The 14,986-nt window shown below is 70.3% G+C and carries 17 protein-coding genes and 1 pseudogene; 9 read left to right on the top strand and 9 right to left on the bottom strand.

What is annotated here, in order from left to right; genetic code table 11:
- From Q7T09_RS10605 to Q7T09_RS10580, 6 genes are all read right to left on the bottom strand, one after another.
- A partial coding sequence (locus tag Q7T09_RS10605) for a DEAD/DEAH box helicase (protein WP_304699574.1) occupies window positions 1-380 on the bottom strand: 380 nt, incomplete at its 3' end.
- Between the two features lie 275 nt (window positions 381-655).
- Entirely contained in the window at window positions 656-3,829 is a 3,174-nt protein-coding gene (locus tag Q7T09_RS10600) for a glycoside hydrolase family 2 TIM barrel-domain containing protein (protein WP_304699573.1), read from the bottom strand.
- Window positions 3,826-4,863, bottom strand: a complete 1,038-nt coding sequence (locus tag Q7T09_RS10595) for an amidohydrolase (protein ID WP_304699572.1) — start codon at window positions 4,861-4,863, stop codon at window positions 3,826-3,828. The genes Q7T09_RS10600 and Q7T09_RS10595 overlap by 4 nt, the downstream gene beginning before the upstream one ends.
- A complete protein-coding gene (locus tag Q7T09_RS10590) occupies window positions 4,860-6,098 on the bottom strand; it encodes a serine hydrolase (RefSeq protein ID WP_304699571.1) in 1,239 nt (412 codons plus the stop codon). Before Q7T09_RS10590 ends, Q7T09_RS10595 begins: the two co-directional genes overlap by 4 nt.
- Window positions 6,098-6,709: a 2-hydroxychromene-2-carboxylate isomerase gene (locus Q7T09_RS10585; RefSeq protein ID WP_304699570.1), complete on the bottom strand. Its 612-nt coding sequence runs from the start codon at window positions 6,707-6,709 to the stop codon at window positions 6,098-6,100. The genes Q7T09_RS10590 and Q7T09_RS10585 overlap by 1 nt, the downstream gene beginning before the upstream one ends.
- A complete protein-coding gene (locus Q7T09_RS10580) occupies window positions 6,706-7,395 on the bottom strand; it encodes a glutathione binding-like protein (RefSeq protein WP_304699569.1) in 690 nt (229 codons plus the stop codon). Before Q7T09_RS10580 ends, Q7T09_RS10585 begins: the two co-directional genes overlap by 4 nt.
- Before the next feature lie 121 nt (window positions 7,396-7,516).
- Here Q7T09_RS10580 and mutT point away from each other — a divergent pair, with 121 nt between their 5' ends.
- The 3 genes from mutT to Q7T09_RS10565 all read left to right on the top strand — a co-directional run bounded on the left by mutT (window position 7,517) and on the right by Q7T09_RS10565 (window position 9,168).
- Window positions 7,517-7,927 (top strand): 8-oxo-dGTP diphosphatase MutT, encoded by a 411-nt coding sequence (gene mutT, locus Q7T09_RS10575; protein WP_304699568.1) that lies wholly within the window; start codon window positions 7,517-7,519, stop codon window positions 7,925-7,927.
- A complete protein-coding gene (locus Q7T09_RS10570; RefSeq protein WP_304699567.1) occupies window positions 7,843-8,085 on the top strand; it encodes a Flp family type IVb pilin in 243 nt (80 codons plus the stop codon). The genes mutT and Q7T09_RS10570 overlap by 85 nt, the downstream gene beginning before the upstream one ends.
- Window positions 8,086-8,238: 153 nt before the next feature.
- A complete protein-coding gene (locus Q7T09_RS10565; RefSeq protein ID WP_304699566.1) occupies window positions 8,239-9,168 on the top strand; it encodes a kinase in 930 nt (309 codons plus the stop codon).
- Here the strand turns inward: Q7T09_RS10565 and Q7T09_RS10560 are convergent.
- Entirely contained in the window at window positions 9,113-9,859 is a 747-nt protein-coding gene (locus tag Q7T09_RS10560; protein WP_304699565.1) for a YafY family protein, read from the bottom strand. The two genes, Q7T09_RS10565 and Q7T09_RS10560, sit on opposite strands and share 56 nt — an antisense overlap.
- Window positions 9,860-9,943: 84 nt before the next feature.
- Between Q7T09_RS10560 and Q7T09_RS10555 the strand changes: the two genes are divergently transcribed.
- Window positions 9,944-10,687: a glutathione S-transferase family protein gene (locus tag Q7T09_RS10555; protein ID WP_304699564.1), complete on the top strand. Its 744-nt coding sequence runs from the start codon at window positions 9,944-9,946 to the stop codon at window positions 10,685-10,687.
- Window positions 10,688-10,954: 267 nt separating this feature from the next.
- Here Q7T09_RS10555 and Q7T09_RS10545 read toward each other — a convergent pair whose 3' ends face one another.
- The gene (locus tag Q7T09_RS10545) at window positions 10,955-11,866 is read right to left on the bottom strand and encodes a methyltransferase domain-containing protein (RefSeq protein ID WP_304699563.1); all 912 of its coding nucleotides are present in this window, start codon (window positions 11,864-11,866) and stop codon (window positions 10,955-10,957) included.
- Here Q7T09_RS10545 and Q7T09_RS10540 point away from each other — a divergent pair.
- Genes Q7T09_RS10540 through Q7T09_RS10525 form a run of 4 tightly spaced genes read left to right on the top strand, consistent with a single transcriptional unit; the run spans window position 11,865 to window position 14,240 of the window.
- Window positions 11,865-12,650: a ComF family protein gene (locus tag Q7T09_RS10540; RefSeq protein WP_304699562.1), complete on the top strand. Its 786-nt coding sequence runs from the start codon at window positions 11,865-11,867 to the stop codon at window positions 12,648-12,650. The genes Q7T09_RS10545 and Q7T09_RS10540 overlap by 2 nt on opposite strands.
- A 33-nt stretch (window positions 12,651-12,683) precedes the next feature.
- Complete coding sequence (gene grxC / locus Q7T09_RS10535) at window positions 12,684-12,941, top strand: glutaredoxin 3 (RefSeq protein ID WP_304699561.1); 258 nt, start codon at window positions 12,684-12,686, stop codon at window positions 12,939-12,941.
- A 40-nt stretch (window positions 12,942-12,981) separates the two neighbouring features.
- Window positions 12,982-13,815: a carbon-nitrogen hydrolase family protein gene (locus Q7T09_RS10530; protein WP_304699560.1), complete on the top strand. Its 834-nt coding sequence runs from the start codon at window positions 12,982-12,984 to the stop codon at window positions 13,813-13,815.
- Entirely contained in the window at window positions 13,812-14,240 is a 429-nt protein-coding gene (locus Q7T09_RS10525) for a DUF1178 family protein (protein WP_304699559.1), read from the top strand. The genes Q7T09_RS10530 and Q7T09_RS10525 overlap by 4 nt, the downstream gene beginning before the upstream one ends.
- Before the next feature lies 1 nt (window position 14,241).
- Here the strand turns inward: Q7T09_RS10525 and Q7T09_RS10520 are convergent, their stop codons facing one another.
- Window positions 14,242-14,598 (bottom strand): DUF5655 domain-containing protein, encoded by a 357-nt coding sequence (locus Q7T09_RS10520; RefSeq protein WP_304699558.1) that lies wholly within the window; start codon window positions 14,596-14,598, stop codon window positions 14,242-14,244.
- Window positions 14,599-14,713: 115 nt separating this feature from the next.
- Here Q7T09_RS10520 and Q7T09_RS10515 point away from each other — a divergent pair.
- A pseudogene (locus tag Q7T09_RS10515) lies at window positions 14,714-14,986 on the top strand (peptidase M20); the annotation flags it as partial.

The following is a 14,986-nucleotide window of genomic DNA, read 5'->3' as shown; positions in this document are numbered from 1 at the left end:
TCGACGCCGCCGGCCAGGGCGCGCATCTGGCCGCCGTACTTCACACCGCCGAACACGACGGCGACGGAGACGCCCAGGTGCTTGCCATAGGTCTTGAAGCTCTCGCCGATCTGGGTGGCGAGTTCGCGGGTGGGGGAGAGCCCCAGGACGCGGCAGCCGCGGCGCGGCGCGGGCGGACGGTCGGCGGCCAGGCGATGCAGGATCGGCAGGGCGAAGGCGGCGGTCTTGCCGGTGCCCGTCTGGGCGATGCCCAGCAGGTCCTTGCCGGTCATGACGCCCGGAATGGCCTGGGCCTGGATCGGGGTGGGGGTGGTGTAGCCTTCGTCGGCCAGGGCCTTCAGCAGGGGTTGGGCGAGGCCGAAGTCGGTGAACTTGGTCAAAACAGGTGTGTCTTTCACATATGCGCCGAATGCGGCCGCTCGCCAGTGGCGAGGGTCGCGAAGACGCGGGTCATTTGTGGAAAGCCCCCGCGTGGCGGGGCGATCTATGCGATCTCTTTCGGCGCTCGACAGGCTGGGACCTTCGTAAATCCCATCACGCGGCTGGAGCGCCATAGCGCCGCGAATTGCTGCAGCGCGGGGCTCATATGGGCCGCAAAGCCCTGGAAGTCAAACGAATACGGCCAAGCTGGCTCTTCGCAGCTGCGGCGCCGACCCTAGCTTCGCGCCACCACGCCCGGATCATCGCCGGCCGCGTAGGGCCGCATCTCGAAGCTCAGGACGTGGACGCCGGCGCCGACCTTGTAGCGGTCCAGGGTGTCGGGCCCGCAGCTCGCCGTGCCCAGGCCGCGCTGGCGGACGTCCAGGTTCACCAGGGTTTCCGGCCTCGGGGCCAGGTCGGTCGTGTGGGTGGCGGAAAACAGGTCCTGGGGCGTGAAGTGGCTGGCCGAGCCCTCGCAGGCCCCCACGAAGACCAGTCCCGCCTGCGGCCCCTCCACCGCCAGCCAGCGCAGGTCGGTCTTGTTGCCGTGCTCCTGGGGCAGGACATAGGGCACGTACTGGCCGGCCACCCTCCCCTCGAACCGCCCGATCCAGCCGGCGGCCTTGCGGTCGACATAGGTCTCGCCGGGACCCCGCCCGAACCAGGCCAGGCGCTCGAAGCCGTCGGGCAGGGCCAGGGTCACCCCCAGGCGCGGCAGGTCCGGCAGGGCCTCGTCGACCTCGAAGCGGTTGGTCACCGAGATCCGGCCGTCCGGGGTGATCTTGTAGACGTGGAGATGGACCACGGCCTGGGGGCTGGCGGCGCAGGCCCAGGCCTGGCTCACCGTGACGACGACCCCGCGGGCCGCCTCCGCCACCGAGACCTGCGGGGCGCCGGGGGCCAGGGCGGCCAGCCCCGCCGCCAGCCAGCGGCCGAGCGGTTTGGCGTCCTGGTTGGACCAGCCCTTGATCCCGTCATTGTCGGTGGCGCCCCGCCAGACCTGCAGGCGCGGCCCGGCCAGGAGCAGGGGATGGTTACGCCAGACATAGCGCTCCAGGGTTCCGGAGCTCTTGGAAAAAGTGAGTTCGAAGCCGGCGCCCGTGACCCGCACTGTCTCGTCTGTCTCGGCCACAGCCAGGGTTCCGGTGAGGCGTTCGGCGGGCGGCGCCTCGGCGACCGGCAGGACCGCCGGCGCCTGGACCCAGGCTACCTCGTGCCCCGCGGGGGCCCAGGCGGTGGCCTCGGCCAGGGTGAAGGCCACCCGCAGGAAGGCTTCCTGGCCGGGTAGAATCTCGGGTCTCGGCAGGTCCAGGGCGACGATCTCCGTCATTCCGGGCGGGGTGGTCAGCCGGGGCAGGGCGCCCTGCGCCACCGCCCGGCCGTCGACCTCCAGGGTCCAGGCGCCGGTCAGGTCGGAGAGCGTCGTGAAGTCCCGCCTGTTGGTGACCGCCAGCCGCGCGCCGTCGCAGGCCACGCCGACGGGCTGGGCCAGGGTCTTGAACTCCCACAGCGCCGGGTGCGGAACCCGGTCGGCGCCGACGATGCCGTCGCAGCAGAAGTTGAGGTCATTGGGCGTGTCCCCGAAGTCGCCGCCATAGGCCATGAACGGGCGCCCGTCGGCGGTCTGTTGCGCGATGCCGTGGTCCACCCATTCCCAGATGAAGCCGCCCTGCAGACCGTGGTGGCTTTCGAAGGCCGCCCAATAGTCGCTGAGCGAGCCGTTGGAATTGCCCATGGCGTGGGAATATTCGCACAGGATCATCGGCCGTCGGTCGGCCGGGTCGTCGGCCTTGGCCCAGGCGACGATGTTCTCGATGGGCGGATACATCGGGCAGACGATGTCGCTGGCCGCGGCGCCCGGCGCGCCGCCGGCCTTCACCCCGCCGACGGCGGTGATGTGCTGCAGGGCCGCGCTGGGGTCCCAGCCCCAGATGGCGCCCTCGTAGTGCAGGGGGCGTGAGGGATCGTACTGGCGGATCCAGCCGGCCATGGCGTCGTGGTTGGGGCCGTAGCCGCTCTCATTGCCCAGCGACCAGAGGATGACGCTGGGATGGTTCTTGTCCCGCTCCACCATCCGCAGCCCCCGCTCCAGGAACTGGCTGGCGTAGCGGGGATCGCGGCAGAGGCCGTGCAGGAAGTCGTGGCTCTCGATATCGGCCTCGTCCACCAGGTAGAGGCCGTATTCGTCACAGAGGTCGTACCAGGCCTCGTGGTTGGGATAGTGGCTGGTGCGCACCGCGTTGACGTTGAATTGCTTCATCAGCAGGACGTCGGCCAGCATGTCCTCCCGCGTGATGGCCTTGCCCCGGGTGGGGTGGTGCTCGTGGCGGTTCATGCCGGCGATCATCACGGGCCTGCCGTTGATCAGCAGCTCGCGGTCGCCGATCTCCACCCGCCGGAAGCCGACGCGGATCGAGGTCGCCTCCACCGCCGGCCCGTCGCCCCGGTGCAGGCTGATCACCAGGGTGTAGAGGTTGGGCGCCTCGCTGGACCACGGGCGTGGCGCCGGCACGGTAGTCACCAGCACCGCCTGGCCCAGGGGCGGCCGATAGGGATTGTGCCCCTTCACCGCCGACCAGACCTTCTGGCGCAGGGGCGCCTCCAGCATGGCGACATCGCCGTCATAGAGCTGGGCCTGCACCACCCAGCCGTCGTCGGGCTCGCCTGGGAAGCCGAGCTTGGCGGTGATCCGCAGGGTCCCCGTCGCGTCGTCGTCCTCCAGCCCCGCCAGGGCGAAGACATCGGCCAGGTGGGTGGGGGCGGTGGAATAGAGGGTCACGTCGCGGTGGATGCCCCCCATCCACCACTGGTCCTGGTCCTCGATGAAGGAGGCGTCCGACGACTTCACCACCACGCAGGCCAGCAGGTTCTCCCCGCCGGGCCGCACGAAGGCGGTGACGTCGAAGTCCTGGGGCAGGCGGCTGTCCTTGCCCATGCCGACGGCCTGGCCGTTCACCCAGACATAGAGCACGCTCTCGGCCGCCCCGATCCGCAGCACGATGCGGCGCCCGTCCCAGTCGGCCGGGACCTCGAAGGGCGTGCGGTAGAGGCCCGTGGGGTTCTCGTCGGGCACATTGGGCGCCGCGAGCGGGAAGGGCATCTGGACGTTGGTGTAGTGAGGCCGGTCATAGCCGTGCATCGTCCAGTTGGACGGCACGGGCAGGAGGGCCCAACCGGCGTCGTCGAAGTCGGGGCGCGCGAAGTTGTCCAGCGTCGCCTCCGGTCGATCGACCAGCTTGAATTTCCAGTCCCCGTTCAGCGAGCGTTCGAAGGGCGAGGGCCCCCGCGCCCGGGCGCTGTCGGCGTCGCCATAGGGCGTGAAGGTCGCCCGCGCGGGCAGCCGGCCCAGGGACACGGTCTCGGGATGGACCCAGGTCCGCGTCGCCCCCTGGAACAGCAACTCTCTCACAGGTCGAGGCGGTAGATCTGGGTGGCGGTTCCGGAGAACAACGCCGTCTTCTCGTCCGCCGAGGCGCCCTTGGCCAGGACCTTGAAGGCGTTCCACAGTACGTCGTAGTCGCAGCTGCCGATGTCGACGGGGAAGTTGCTCTCGAACATGCAGCGCTGGGGTCCGAAGGCCTCGATGCAGGTCTCGATATAGGGCTTCCACTCCGCCGCCAGGGTCTCCGAGGAGGCCGGCGGGAAGGCCATGAAGGAGTCAAAGCCGGGAAACACCATGGCCAGGCCCCCCAGCTTCACCGCCACATTGGGCAGGGCCGCGAGCGCCAGGATGTTTTCCTTCCAGATCGGGAAGCGTTCCTCCCGCTTGCCGGCGTAGCTGGCGATCCCCAGCGGGGTGCCGACGTGGTCCAGGATGATCTGGGTCTCGGGGAAGGCCTTGGCGAGATCGATGAGATCGGGGAGCTGCGGCTCCAGCATCCAGGCGTCGAAGGAGAGGCCGAGCGGCGCCAGCTGGGCGAAGCCCTCGCGGAACTTCGGCGACATGTAGAGCCCGCCCTCGATGCGGTGCAGGGGACCCAGCACGTCCTTGTCCGGGTCGGCCGAGGCGCTCTGGCGGATGCCGCGGAAGCGCCCGCCGCCGGCGGCGATGTGGGCCCCCAGGGTCTCGCGCACGGCCGCGCCGAGATTGCAGTCGGCGTGGCCGACGATGCCGGCGCAGGCCAGGACGTCGCCATAGAGGCCGCTGGCCGACATGGCCGCGATCCCGTTGACGAACTCGGTCTCCCCCACGGGCTTGAGGGCCGCGGGGCCTCGGCCGCGGTACATGGAGCCGCACTCCATGTAGACCGTGGCCTTGACGTTGTGGCCGCGCTTCATGTCGGCCAGCAGCTCGTCCAGCAGGTAGCGCGGGACCTTGCGGATGATGTGTTCGAAACCGTGCTTGGGCGGGGGCAGGGCGGCGATCAGGGCCGCGGGCCGGTCCCACAGGTGGTGGTGCGGATCGACGATCGGCAGGTCGGGCTCAAGGATGGCTTCGCTCACGAATGGACCTCCTGCAGGATGGCGTCGGCCATCAGGGTCTGGGTTGTGGCCTGGAGGGCCGGGGCGGTCTCGGACAGCAGTTGGACCATGCCGACGAAGATCAGGTCATGGGTGGGATCGACCCAGAACCAGGTCCCGGCCGCGCCGTCCCAGTGATAGGTTCCCAGCCCCGCCGGCACGCCGGCCGCAACGGGGTCGGTGAACACCACCCCGTTGTAGCCGAAGCCGAAACCCGGCCGGATCTGCTGCAGGCCGATGCCGAAGCCGCCGGCCATGATCGCCTCGGAGATCTGGTTGGTCATCATCTGCCTCACCCCGGCCGCGCTGACGATCCGCCGGCCGGCGAACTCGCCGCCGTTCAGCAGCATCTGGGCGAAACGGGCGTAGTCGCCCGCCGTGGAGACCAAGCCCCCGCCCCCCGACGCCAGGGCCGGCGGGCTCTCATGGTCGGGCAGCAGGGGGTTGCCCGCCAGGGGGACCAGCCCCCGGCTGGCGCTGGCGCGGTAGAGGGTCGCCAGACGGTGCTTCTTCTCCGGCGGGGTGTGGAAGGCGGTGTCGACCATCCCCAGGGGCCCGAAGATCTCGGCCTGCATGAAGTCGGGCAGGCTCTGGCCCGAGAGCTTCTCGATGATCGCCCCCTGCAGGTCCATGGAGAGACCGTAGAACCACTTGCTCCCCGGCTGGAAGGCCAGCGGCAGGCCGGCCAGCTTCTCGGCCATCTCCGCCAGGCTGGCGGAGCGCCAGACATCGGCAGCCTTGTAGAGGTCCTCCAGCCCGCCCAGGGGCTCGCGCCCATAGATCAGGCCCGCCGTGTGGGTCAGCAGCTCCCGCAGGGTCGGCGGATGGTGCGGGGCCTCGCACGTGACCTCGCCCGCGGTGTCCACCCCGCCGAACACCTTCACGCCCTCGAACTCCGGCAGATGCTTGGCGATGGGGTCGTCGGGGGACCAGAGGCCGCGGTCGTGCAGGATCATCATGGCCACGGCCGTCACCGGCTTGGTCATGGAAAAGATGCGGAACATCGTGTCGGCCGCCATGGGCTCGCCTGAGGCGATGTCCTTCTTCCCGATGGCGCTGACCTGGGCGCGCCTGCCGTGCCGGGCGGTCAGGGTGACGAAGCCGGCGTTGATCCCCTGGTCCACCAGCCCCTGCAGATAGGCGTCGATAGCCGCCAGGCCGGCGCTGGACAGGCCCGCCTCGGCCGCGGTGGCCGGCGTCAGGTCACGGTTGGGCATCAGGTCGCAGCCCTGGCCGCCAGGACCGCGGCCCGCACCAGGGGCAGGCGGTCATTGCCGAAATACATGTCGTCGCCGGCCACGAAGATCGTCGGCGATCCGAAGCCGCCGCGGGCCATCACCTCCTCGGTGTTGAGCCGCAGCTGATCCTTCACCGCCGGCTCGGCGATCCCGGCCAGGAAGGCGGCGGGTTCAATCCCCACATCGCGGCAGATCCCCGCCAGCACCTCGTCCTGGGAGATGTCGAGATTGTCGCCCCAATAGGCCTCGAAGACCCGGGTGGCGAAGGGAACCAGCTTGCCCTGCGGCGCCAGCCAGAGGCAGCCGCGCATGGCCTTGACGCTGTTCACCGGGAAGACCTTGGGCGGGAAGGTGATCCTGATCCCGGAGTGGCGGGCCCAGTCCTCCAGATCCTTCTTCATGTAGCGGGCCTTGGCCGGCACCGGGGTCACCCGCTGCTCGTAGACCGAAGGATTGACCGTGTTGAAGATGCCCCCCACCAGGATCGGCCGCCAGCTCACCTCGACCCCAAGCTCGGCGGCCAGGGGCTGCAGGTTGTGGAAGGCCAGATAGGTCCAGGGGCTGGAGCAGTCGAAGAAGCACTCGATCATGTCGCGGTGACTCCAAAGAGGTTCTTCCTAGTCTCGGCGTCCATCTCGCCCGGCCGCGCCATGCGCCCGACGGCCGTGCCGGCCACCACGCCGGGTCGGGCCCGCACCGTGGCGAACCAGCGCTTGATGTGGGGATAGTCGTCCAGGGTGACCCCTTGCGCCTTGTGGGTGATCAGCCAGGGGAAACAGGCCACGTCGGCGATGCTGTACGCATCGCCGGCCACATAGGCGCCGGTCCGCCCGAGCTGACCGTCCAGCACCTGGTACAGCCTGGCCGCCTCCCGCTCATAACGCTCGATGGCGTAGGGAATCTTCTCCGGGGCGTAGAGCTTGAAATGGCCGTTCTGGCCCAGCATGGGGCCTAGCCCGCCCATCTGCCACATCAGCCACTGGAGCACGGTGGAGCGCCCCCGCAGGTCGGCGGGCAGGAAGCGCCCGGTCTTCTCCGCCAGATAGATCAGGATCGCCCCGGTCTCGAAGATCGGGATCGGCGCCCCGCCGTCGGCCGGGTCCTGGTCGACGATGGCCGGGATGCGGTTGTTGGGGCTGAGCGTCAGGAAATCGGCCGCGAACTGCTCGCCGCGCCCCAGGTTCACGGGATGGACGGCGTACGGCAGGCCGCACTCCTCCAGCATGATGCTGATCTTCCAGCCGTTGGGCGTGGCGGCGTAATGGAGGTCGATCACCGGCGTCTCCCGGGCCTCTCGAAGGGCCTTGGCCGACAGACTACCGGCCTGGCGCCCCGACGCCAGCCTCTCCGCGCGTCAGGCCTGTTGCAATCGCGCGCCATCCCCGCGATGCAGGGCCATGGCTGATCCCAAACCCATGGTGCTTGTCGCCGCCGCCGCCCTCATCGATTCCGACGGCCGGGTGCTGATCGGCCAGCGGCCGGAGGGCAAGCAGCTGGCCGGGCTGTGGGAGTTTCCTGGCGGCAAGGTGGAGCCCGGCGAGACCCCCGAAGAATGCCTGATCCGCGAGCTGGAGGAGGAGCTGGGCATCCGCGTCACCAACGCCTGCCTGGCCCCCTTCGTCTTCGCCAGCCATGGTTATGAGTCCTTTCACCTCATGATGCCACTCTACCTGTGCCGTCGCTGGGACGGCGTGGTCACGGCCAGGGAGCATTCGGCGCTGGCATGGGTGAAGCCCTCGAAACTCAGCGACTACCCGATGCCGCCGGCCGATGCGCCGCTGGTGGCCTGGCTGCGCGATCTCATCTGAGCCGCTTCCTGCGCGACGAGCGCGGGGCGACCATGATCGAGTACGCCATCCTGGCCGGGGTGCTGGGCATGGCCGTGGTGGCCGCCATCGGCGCCTTCCAGACCGTGCTGTTCGACCTGATGAACAAGGCCGCCAGCGCCATCGAGGCGGCGATCTAACCACCTCCGCTCACCCCGGCGCAGGCCGGGGCCCAGATCCACCCACCGCATTCCGAATCTCTGGCCCAGGCTGGGACCTATGACCTGGATCCCGGCCTTCGCCGGGAGGAGCGGATTGGGACATGTCCGCCCAGCCTGATCTAAGCTCGCCCCATGGACGCCTGGCTTTCCGACTTCATCGCCGCCGAGGGCCTGCCCCCGGACTTCGCCGCCACCGCCCAGGCGATCTGCGCGCCGCTCGTTGAGACCATCCTGGGCCAGGCCAAGGCGCCGGGTTTCGTGGTGGGGGTCTGCGGGACCCAGGCCAGCGGCAAGTCCACCCTGACCGCCGTGCTTAAGCACATGCTGGAGGTTCGGGGCGCACGGGTCGCCGCCCTTTCCCTGGACGATCTCTACCTGACCCACGCCGCCCGCCAGGCCCTGGCCCGCGAGGTCCATCCCCTGCTGGCCACGCGCGGCGTCCCCGGAACCCATGACGTGGCCCTGGGCCTCGCCGTCCTCGACAGCCTGGCCCGGCCCGGCGAGACCCTGCTGCCGGCCTTCGACAAGAGCACCGACGACCGCCAGCCCGCCGGCGCGCCCGTCGCCGGTCCGGTGGACGTGATCCTGTTCGAGGGCTGGTGCGTCGGGGCGGTCGCACAGGATCCCGCCGCCCTGGCCGAACCGGTCAACGCCCTGGAGCGCGAGCGCGACCCCGACGGCCGCTGGCGGAGCTTCGTCAACGCCGCCCTGGCAGGCCCCTATCAGGACCTGTTTTCTCGTATCGACCTGCTGGTCCTGCTCAAGGCCCCCAGCTTCGAGGTGGTCCTGGCCTGGCGTCGGGAACAGGAGGCCAAGCTTCGCGCCCGCCTGGCCCGCGAGGGCGGCGACCTCAAGCGCGCCATGACCGACGATCAGGTCGCCGACTTCATCGCCCACTACGAACGGCTGACGCGCCACATCCTGGCCGAGATGCCGGGGCGTGCCGACCTGGTGGTGGCGCTGGATGAGAACCGAAAACCCTTTCCCCCAAGGGGGCGAGGAGGAGTCAGTCCTTCCCTTCCGCCTCCGCCTCGGCCGCCTCCCGCGCCTTCCACGTCATGATCTCGGCCCGCCGCTCTTCCATCACGCGGCGCCACTTGGCCCGCAGGACGGCGGGGCGTTCTGGATAGCGGTCCTCCAGGCCCTCAGCGCCCGTCGCCCGGTCGGCGCGGAAGGAGCGGAAGTCCTGGCGCAGCTCGCACCAGGCCATCAGCATACGGACGGTGTCGTGATAGCCGATGGTCACCGGCCAGATGGTGCGCTGGCTGTCGCGTCCCTGCTCGTCGCGATAGTGGATGGCGATCTTGCGGCCGGCATGGATCTGGGCGCGGACCTGGGCCATGTCGATGGCGTCGGGCTGCAGCTTCCAGGACTTCGGCGCGCCCAGGGCTGGGGCGTCGATATAGGGGCGCAGGCGCTCGGGGATGGCGGCGCTGATCTTGGCGATCAGGTCCTGGGCGGCCCGCGCCAGGGCCGGGTCGCCGCGGTTGGCCACCCACTGGGCGCCCAGCACCGCGGCCTCGATCTCGTCGGGGGTCAGCATCAGGGGCGGTAGGTCGTAGCCCTGGTCCAGGACATAGCCGACGCCCGCCTCGCCCCGCACCGGCACCCGCTGGGCCATCAGGTCGGCGACGTCGCGATAGACGGTGCGCTTGGAGGTCTCCAGCTCCTCGGCGAGCGCATCGGCGGTCACCGGCCTGCGCGCCCGGCGCAGGATCTGGATGATCTGGAACAGGCGATCCGCGCGTCTCATCCGGCTCCAAGCTCCACCGCTGCCGCCACCACGTTGTCAGCAGGATGGCAATAGAACGGGGATCGACGCAACCGGAGAACCGCCATGACCAATCTGATTACGCTTTACGCCTGCGGCGAAGGCTTCGGCCTGCCGGAGGTCAGCCCCTATGTGACCAAGAGCGAGATCCAGCTGCAGATGGCGGGCGTTCCCTACGTCAAGGTCCAGGGCTGGCGGGAGGACTCGCCGAAGGGCCAGCTTCCCTACATCGAGGACGCCGGCCAGAAGATCGCCGACTCCACCTTCATCCGCGGCCACGTCGAGGCCCGCTACGGGGTCGACCTCGACGCGGGTCTCGACACCGTGCAGCGCGCCCAGGCCTGGGCCATCGAGCGGATGTGCGAGAACCACCTGGCCTGGACCTCCGGCCACTTCCGCTTCCTGCTGCCGGAGAACTTCGAGAAGGGCCCCGCCCACTGGTTCGACGGCGCCCCGGAGACCGCCCGGCCTGTCCTGCGGGCCCAATTGCTGGAGGCGGTCTCGGCCAATATCCGCGCGGTCGGGGTCGGGCGCCATTCCGAGCATGAGATCCTGGCGCTCGCCGCCCGCTCCCTGATGGCGCTGGACGCCCTGCTTGGCGACAAGCCCTTCATGATGGGGGAGGAGCCCACCAGCGTGGACGCGATCGTCTTCGCCGTCCTGGCCGGGATGCTGACGCCCTTCTTCGACTCCCCCCTGCGCCGCCGGACGGAGCGCTTCCCGCGCCTGGTGGCCTACACCGCCCGGATGATGGCCCGCTTCTACCCGGACTTCGCCTGGGCGGAGGCTGACGAAGCGATCGCGGCCTAGGGTCAGGCGCTAGTTGCGGTGAGCAATGTCTGCCCTTCTCCCCTTGCGGGAGAAGGTGTCGGGCGAAGGCCCGACGAATGAGGGGTCGCGTTGCATTCCCAAATAATTCTCGTCATCCCGGACGGCCGACAGGCCGAGCCGGGACCCAGGTGACTGGATGCGGCCCCTGGGTCCCGGCTCTCCGCTTCGCTCCGGCCGGGATGACGGCGTGGGTTTGCCGGACAGGGGTATCGACCCGACCCCCAAGGGGAGGAGGAAACCTCAGCGCTAGTCTTCCTCCCGCGGCAGGGGCTGTTCGACGGCGCCCAGGGCGTCGGCCAGGCGCATCCTGGCGCTGCCGGGCTTGAGCGGCTGCTGCTGGCTGGGGTCGGGGGTCCAGCCGGTGAGGGTGAGGATCTCGAAGGTGGCCGGGACGCGGCCGTCCGGTTCGGCGAACCGCTCGACATAGAGCTGCAGGGCGCGGGCCAGGATGGTCTTGGTCAACGCGCGGGGGTGGCGGTCGGCCAGGACGCTGGTCTCCCCCATGGCCCTCAGGTCGGCCAGCAGCTTGATGGGGTGACTGTAGCGCACGGTCACCCGGTCCACGTCGGCGACGGGCAGGGCGAACCCCGAGCGCTGAAGCAGGCCCGCGGCGTCATAGGCGTCGGCGAAGGGCGAGATGCGCGACCCCGCCCCGCCGGTCAGCTCGATCTCGGCCGAGAGCAGGGAGGCGCGCAGCTCGGTGAGGGTCGCGCCCCCGAACATCGAGCCGATGAACAGGCCGTCGGGCTTCAGGGCCCGGCGGATCTGGATCAGGGCGCCCACCACGTCATTGGTCCAGTGCAGGGCGAGCGTCGAGACCACCAGGTCCAGGGAGCCGAAGGCGAAGGGCAGGCGCTCCTCGTCGGCGACGATGCGGGGGCCGTCGCGGCCCGCCAGCATGGCCGCGGAGAGATCGGCCTCCACCAGCAGCCCGACGCGGGCGGCCGCATCGCTGGCGGCCAGGGCCTGGCGGAAGGCGCCGTTGCGGGCCCCCAGGTCGACGGCGCACGGAAACTCGCGCAGGATCGCCTCCAGGCGAACCACGGCGTCCTCCGCCGCGCGGCGCTTGAGGAAGTCGGCGTTCCCGTAGCCGGGGGCGGCGCGGGTGAGGCGGGCGCGCAGGGTGGCGCGGTCGAAGAGCAGGGGCGGGGTGGTCATGAGCCTGCAAGATGGCCTGTCGGAGGCCTGGTGGAAACCAGGCCCGCGCCTGAAATCGGCGGCGCGGGCCGCGCTGGACCTGGTTTTCTCGCCCCAGTCCCTGGATGACGGGCCCCGGCCGCTGGCCACCGGCCTCTCGGCGGCGGGCTGGAGCCAGATTCACTTCCTCGACGATCCGGTCTGTGACGGGTGCGGGACGCCCTTCGAATATCCCCTGGGGGAGGGCGTGCGCTGCGCCGCCTGCATGGCCCGGCGTCGCGCCTTCGACCGGGCCCGCGCCGCCTGCCTCTATGACGACGCCTCGCGCGGGCCGATCCTGCAACTGAAACACGCCGACCGGACCGACCTCGCCCCGCTGTTCGCCCGTTGGATCAGCCGCTCGGCGCGGGCCCTGCTGGAGGACGCCGACGCCATCGCCCCGGTTCCCCTGCATCCGACCCGCCTGCTGGGCCGCCGCTACAACCAGGCCGCCGAGATCGCCCGGCCGCTGAGCCGGCTGGCCCGCGTCGCCTACCTGCCCGACGCCCTGGTCCGGGTGCGGGCCACCGACACCCAAGGCGGCAAGTCCGGCTCGGGACGGCGCAGGAATGTGGCGGCGGCGTTCGCGGTGCCCGCCTCGCGGGCGAAACAGGTGGCGGGCAAGCGAATCCTGCTGATTGATGACGTCATGACCACCGGGGCCACCGTCGAGGGCTGCGCGCGGGCCCTGCTGAAGGCCGGCGCGAGCTGCGTCGATGTGGCGGTGGTGGCCCGGGTGAAAGAAGCCGCGAACACCACCATATAGGACCCATCAACCCCTTTCGGCGTTAGTTGAGACATGGCCCAAGTCACCATCTACACCAAGCCCTACTGCCCCTACTGCGTCCGCGCGGTCTCCCTGCTGGAGAAGAAGGGCGTCGACTTCACCGAGGTCGAGGCCGCCTTCGATCCGGAGAAGCGCAAGGAGATGATGCAGCGCGCGGGTGGCCGCGCCACCTTCCCGCAGATCTTCATCGGCGAGGATCACATCGGCGGCTGCGACGACATGATGGCCCTGGAGCAGGCGGGCAAGCTGGACCCCCTGCTGGCGGCTTGAGCCTTGCCAAGCCAGGGCTGACCGGCTTCTAGAGACGACCATGACCTTGCGCGTCGGACTGATCCAGACCCGGACCCCCGCCAGCCACGCCGCGGCGCTCGAACACCTGACGCCGCTGGTGCGGGAGGCCGCCGCTCAGGGCGCGACCTTCATCGCCACGCCCGAGGGGAGCAACATCCTGCAGAAGGACAAGGCCGCCCTGCTGCCGCAGCTGACCCTGCTGACCGACGATCCGGTGGTGCGGGGGATGCAGGCCCTGGCCAAGGAGCTCTCCGTCTGGCTGCTGATCGGCTCGGCCCTGGTCAAGCGGGAGGACGGCAAGGCCGCCAACCGCGCGGCGCTGATCTCGCCGCAGGGTCAGATCACCGCCACCTACGACAAGCTACACATGTTCGACGTCGACCTGCCCACCGGCGAGACGGCGCGCGAGAGCGAGACCTACGAGCCCGGCGACCGCGCCGTGACCGCCCTGGCCGGCGAGACGCCGCTCGGCCTGACCATCTGCTACGACATGCGCTTCCCGGCGGTCTATCGGGCGCTCGCGCTCGCCGGCGCCCAGGTGATGCTGGTCCCGGCCGCCTTCACGCGGCCCACCGGCGAGGCCCATTGGGAGATCCTGCTGCGCGCTCGGGCCATCGAGACCGGCTGCTTCGTCCTGGCGCCGGCCCAGGGCGGTTTCCACGAGGACCGCCGCGGCACCTGGGGCCACACGATCGCCATCGCCCCCTGGGGCGAGATCGTCGGCCAGCTCGCCCACGACGAGCCCGGCGTCCTGGTGGTGGACCTGGATCTTTCCGCCGTCGGCAAGGCCCGCGCCGCGATCCCGGCCCTGGCCAACGCCCGGCCCTTTGCCCCGCCCGCGGCCCTCGCATGATCCGCTATGCGCTGGCCTGCGACCACGCCCATGAGTTCGAGGGCTGGTTCGGCTCGTCCGACGACTACGAGGCCCAGGCCGCCGCCGGCCAGATCGGCTGCCCGGTCTGCGGCTCCACGGCGGTGACCAAGCAGATCATGGCCCCCATGGTGGCCGGCACCAAGCGCAACACCCCCGACATGACCCCCGCCGCCCGCGAAGTGATGATGCAGGCGATGGCCCAGGTCCGTCAGCACGTCGAGGACAACTTCGACTATGTCGGCGAGGACTTCGCCGACGAGGCCCGCGCCATCCACGCCGGCCAGTCCGAGCAACGCGGCATCTATGGCGAGGCCTCCCTGGCCGAGGTCCGCGAGCTGGCTGAGGAGGGCGTCAACATCGCGCCCCTGCCGCCCGCGCCGGTGAAGAAGGCGTCATTGAACTGACCTAGCCGGCCTCCTTCCAGGCCTCCGCCAGGCGGGCCCGCACGAAGTCATCGACCGCCTTGGCGGACGAAAGTTCCAGGTGGTGGGTGAAGCGGCCGGGCCTGGGCTCCACCACCTGCTTCCAGCGGGGTGAGGCGTCTCGCCGTCGCAGATAGACCGACAGGACGAGGGGCGCGGATGCGCTTCCCAGGTACTGTTCCGGGCGCCAGGTGGCGGCGAAGGGGTGCTCGCGTGAGAACCCCACCTGGCTTTTGCCGACCCGCACCTGCGCCGGCCCGATGGCCGCGACGGCGGCCTGGACGGCCTCGTGCACGGCGCGGGCTTCGGAATGCCCCGCGAAGAAATCATCCACGGTCATGACAAGCTTCTCCAGCGCGCATCCCGCGGCCTGGGAGGGTTGGGCGCCTTCACATCCTTGCTCCCCGTGACGCCCCTGCCTAGGGTCCCGCCCAACAGTTGCCTGGGGCCCCCACATGATCCGCACCACCCTCCTCGCCGCCATCGGCGTCGCAGCCCTCTCTTCCGCCGCCCAGGCCCAGACGCGCCCCGACCAGGCCGCTTTCCGGGCGCTCTACAAGGAGCTGGTGGAGACCAACACCACCCTGTCGGTGGGCAGCTGCACCGCCGCCGCCGAGAAGATGGGCGCGCGCCTGAAGGCGGCCGGCTATGCCGACAAGGACGTCCAGGTCCTGGTCCCGGCCGAGCGTCCCAAGGACGGGGCCCTGGTGGCGACCCTGGCCGGGACT

Origin of the sequence: Phenylobacterium sp. (assembly GCF_030645195.1) — a bacterium.
In the GTDB taxonomy this organism is placed as follows: domain Bacteria; phylum Pseudomonadota; class Alphaproteobacteria; order Caulobacterales; family Caulobacteraceae; genus Phenylobacterium.
Note: the sequence above shows the minus strand (reverse complement) of the source record. Positions and strands in the feature narration are given on the sequence as shown.

Coding starts and splice junctions, on each gene's coding strand:
- Q7T09_RS10590 (WP_304699571.1), bottom strand. CDS start 6,098: ATGCCCAACCGTGACCTGACGCCGGCCACCGCGGCCGAGGCGGGCCTG.
- Q7T09_RS10585 (WP_304699570.1), bottom strand. CDS start 6,709: ATGATCGAGTGCTTCTTCGACTGCTCCAGCCCCTGGACCTATCTGGCC.
- mutT (WP_304699568.1), top strand. CDS start 7,517: ATGGCTGATCCCAAACCCATGGTGCTTGTCGCCGCCGCCGCCCTCATC.
- Q7T09_RS10570 (WP_304699567.1), top strand. CDS start 7,843: ATGGGTGAAGCCCTCGAAACTCAGCGACTACCCGATGCCGCCGGCCGA.
- Q7T09_RS10565 (WP_304699566.1), top strand. CDS start 8,239: ATGGACGCCTGGCTTTCCGACTTCATCGCCGCCGAGGGCCTGCCCCCG.
- Q7T09_RS10560 (WP_304699565.1), bottom strand. CDS start 9,859: ATGAGACGCGCGGATCGCCTGTTCCAGATCATCCAGATCCTGCGCCGG.
- Q7T09_RS10555 (WP_304699564.1), top strand. CDS start 9,944: ATGACCAATCTGATTACGCTTTACGCCTGCGGCGAAGGCTTCGGCCTG.
- Q7T09_RS10540 (WP_304699562.1), top strand. CDS start 11,865: ATGAGCCTGCAAGATGGCCTGTCGGAGGCCTGGTGGAAACCAGGCCCG.
- Q7T09_RS10545 (WP_304699563.1), bottom strand. CDS start 11,866: ATGACCACCCCGCCCCTGCTCTTCGACCGCGCCACCCTGCGCGCCCGC.
- grxC (WP_304699561.1), top strand. CDS start 12,684: ATGGCCCAAGTCACCATCTACACCAAGCCCTACTGCCCCTACTGCGTC.
- Q7T09_RS10530 (WP_304699560.1), top strand. CDS start 12,982: ATGACCTTGCGCGTCGGACTGATCCAGACCCGGACCCCCGCCAGCCAC.
- Q7T09_RS10525 (WP_304699559.1), top strand. CDS start 13,812: ATGATCCGCTATGCGCTGGCCTGCGACCACGCCCATGAGTTCGAGGGC.
- Q7T09_RS10520 (WP_304699558.1), bottom strand. CDS start 14,598: ATGACCGTGGATGATTTCTTCGCGGGGCATTCCGAAGCCCGCGCCGTG.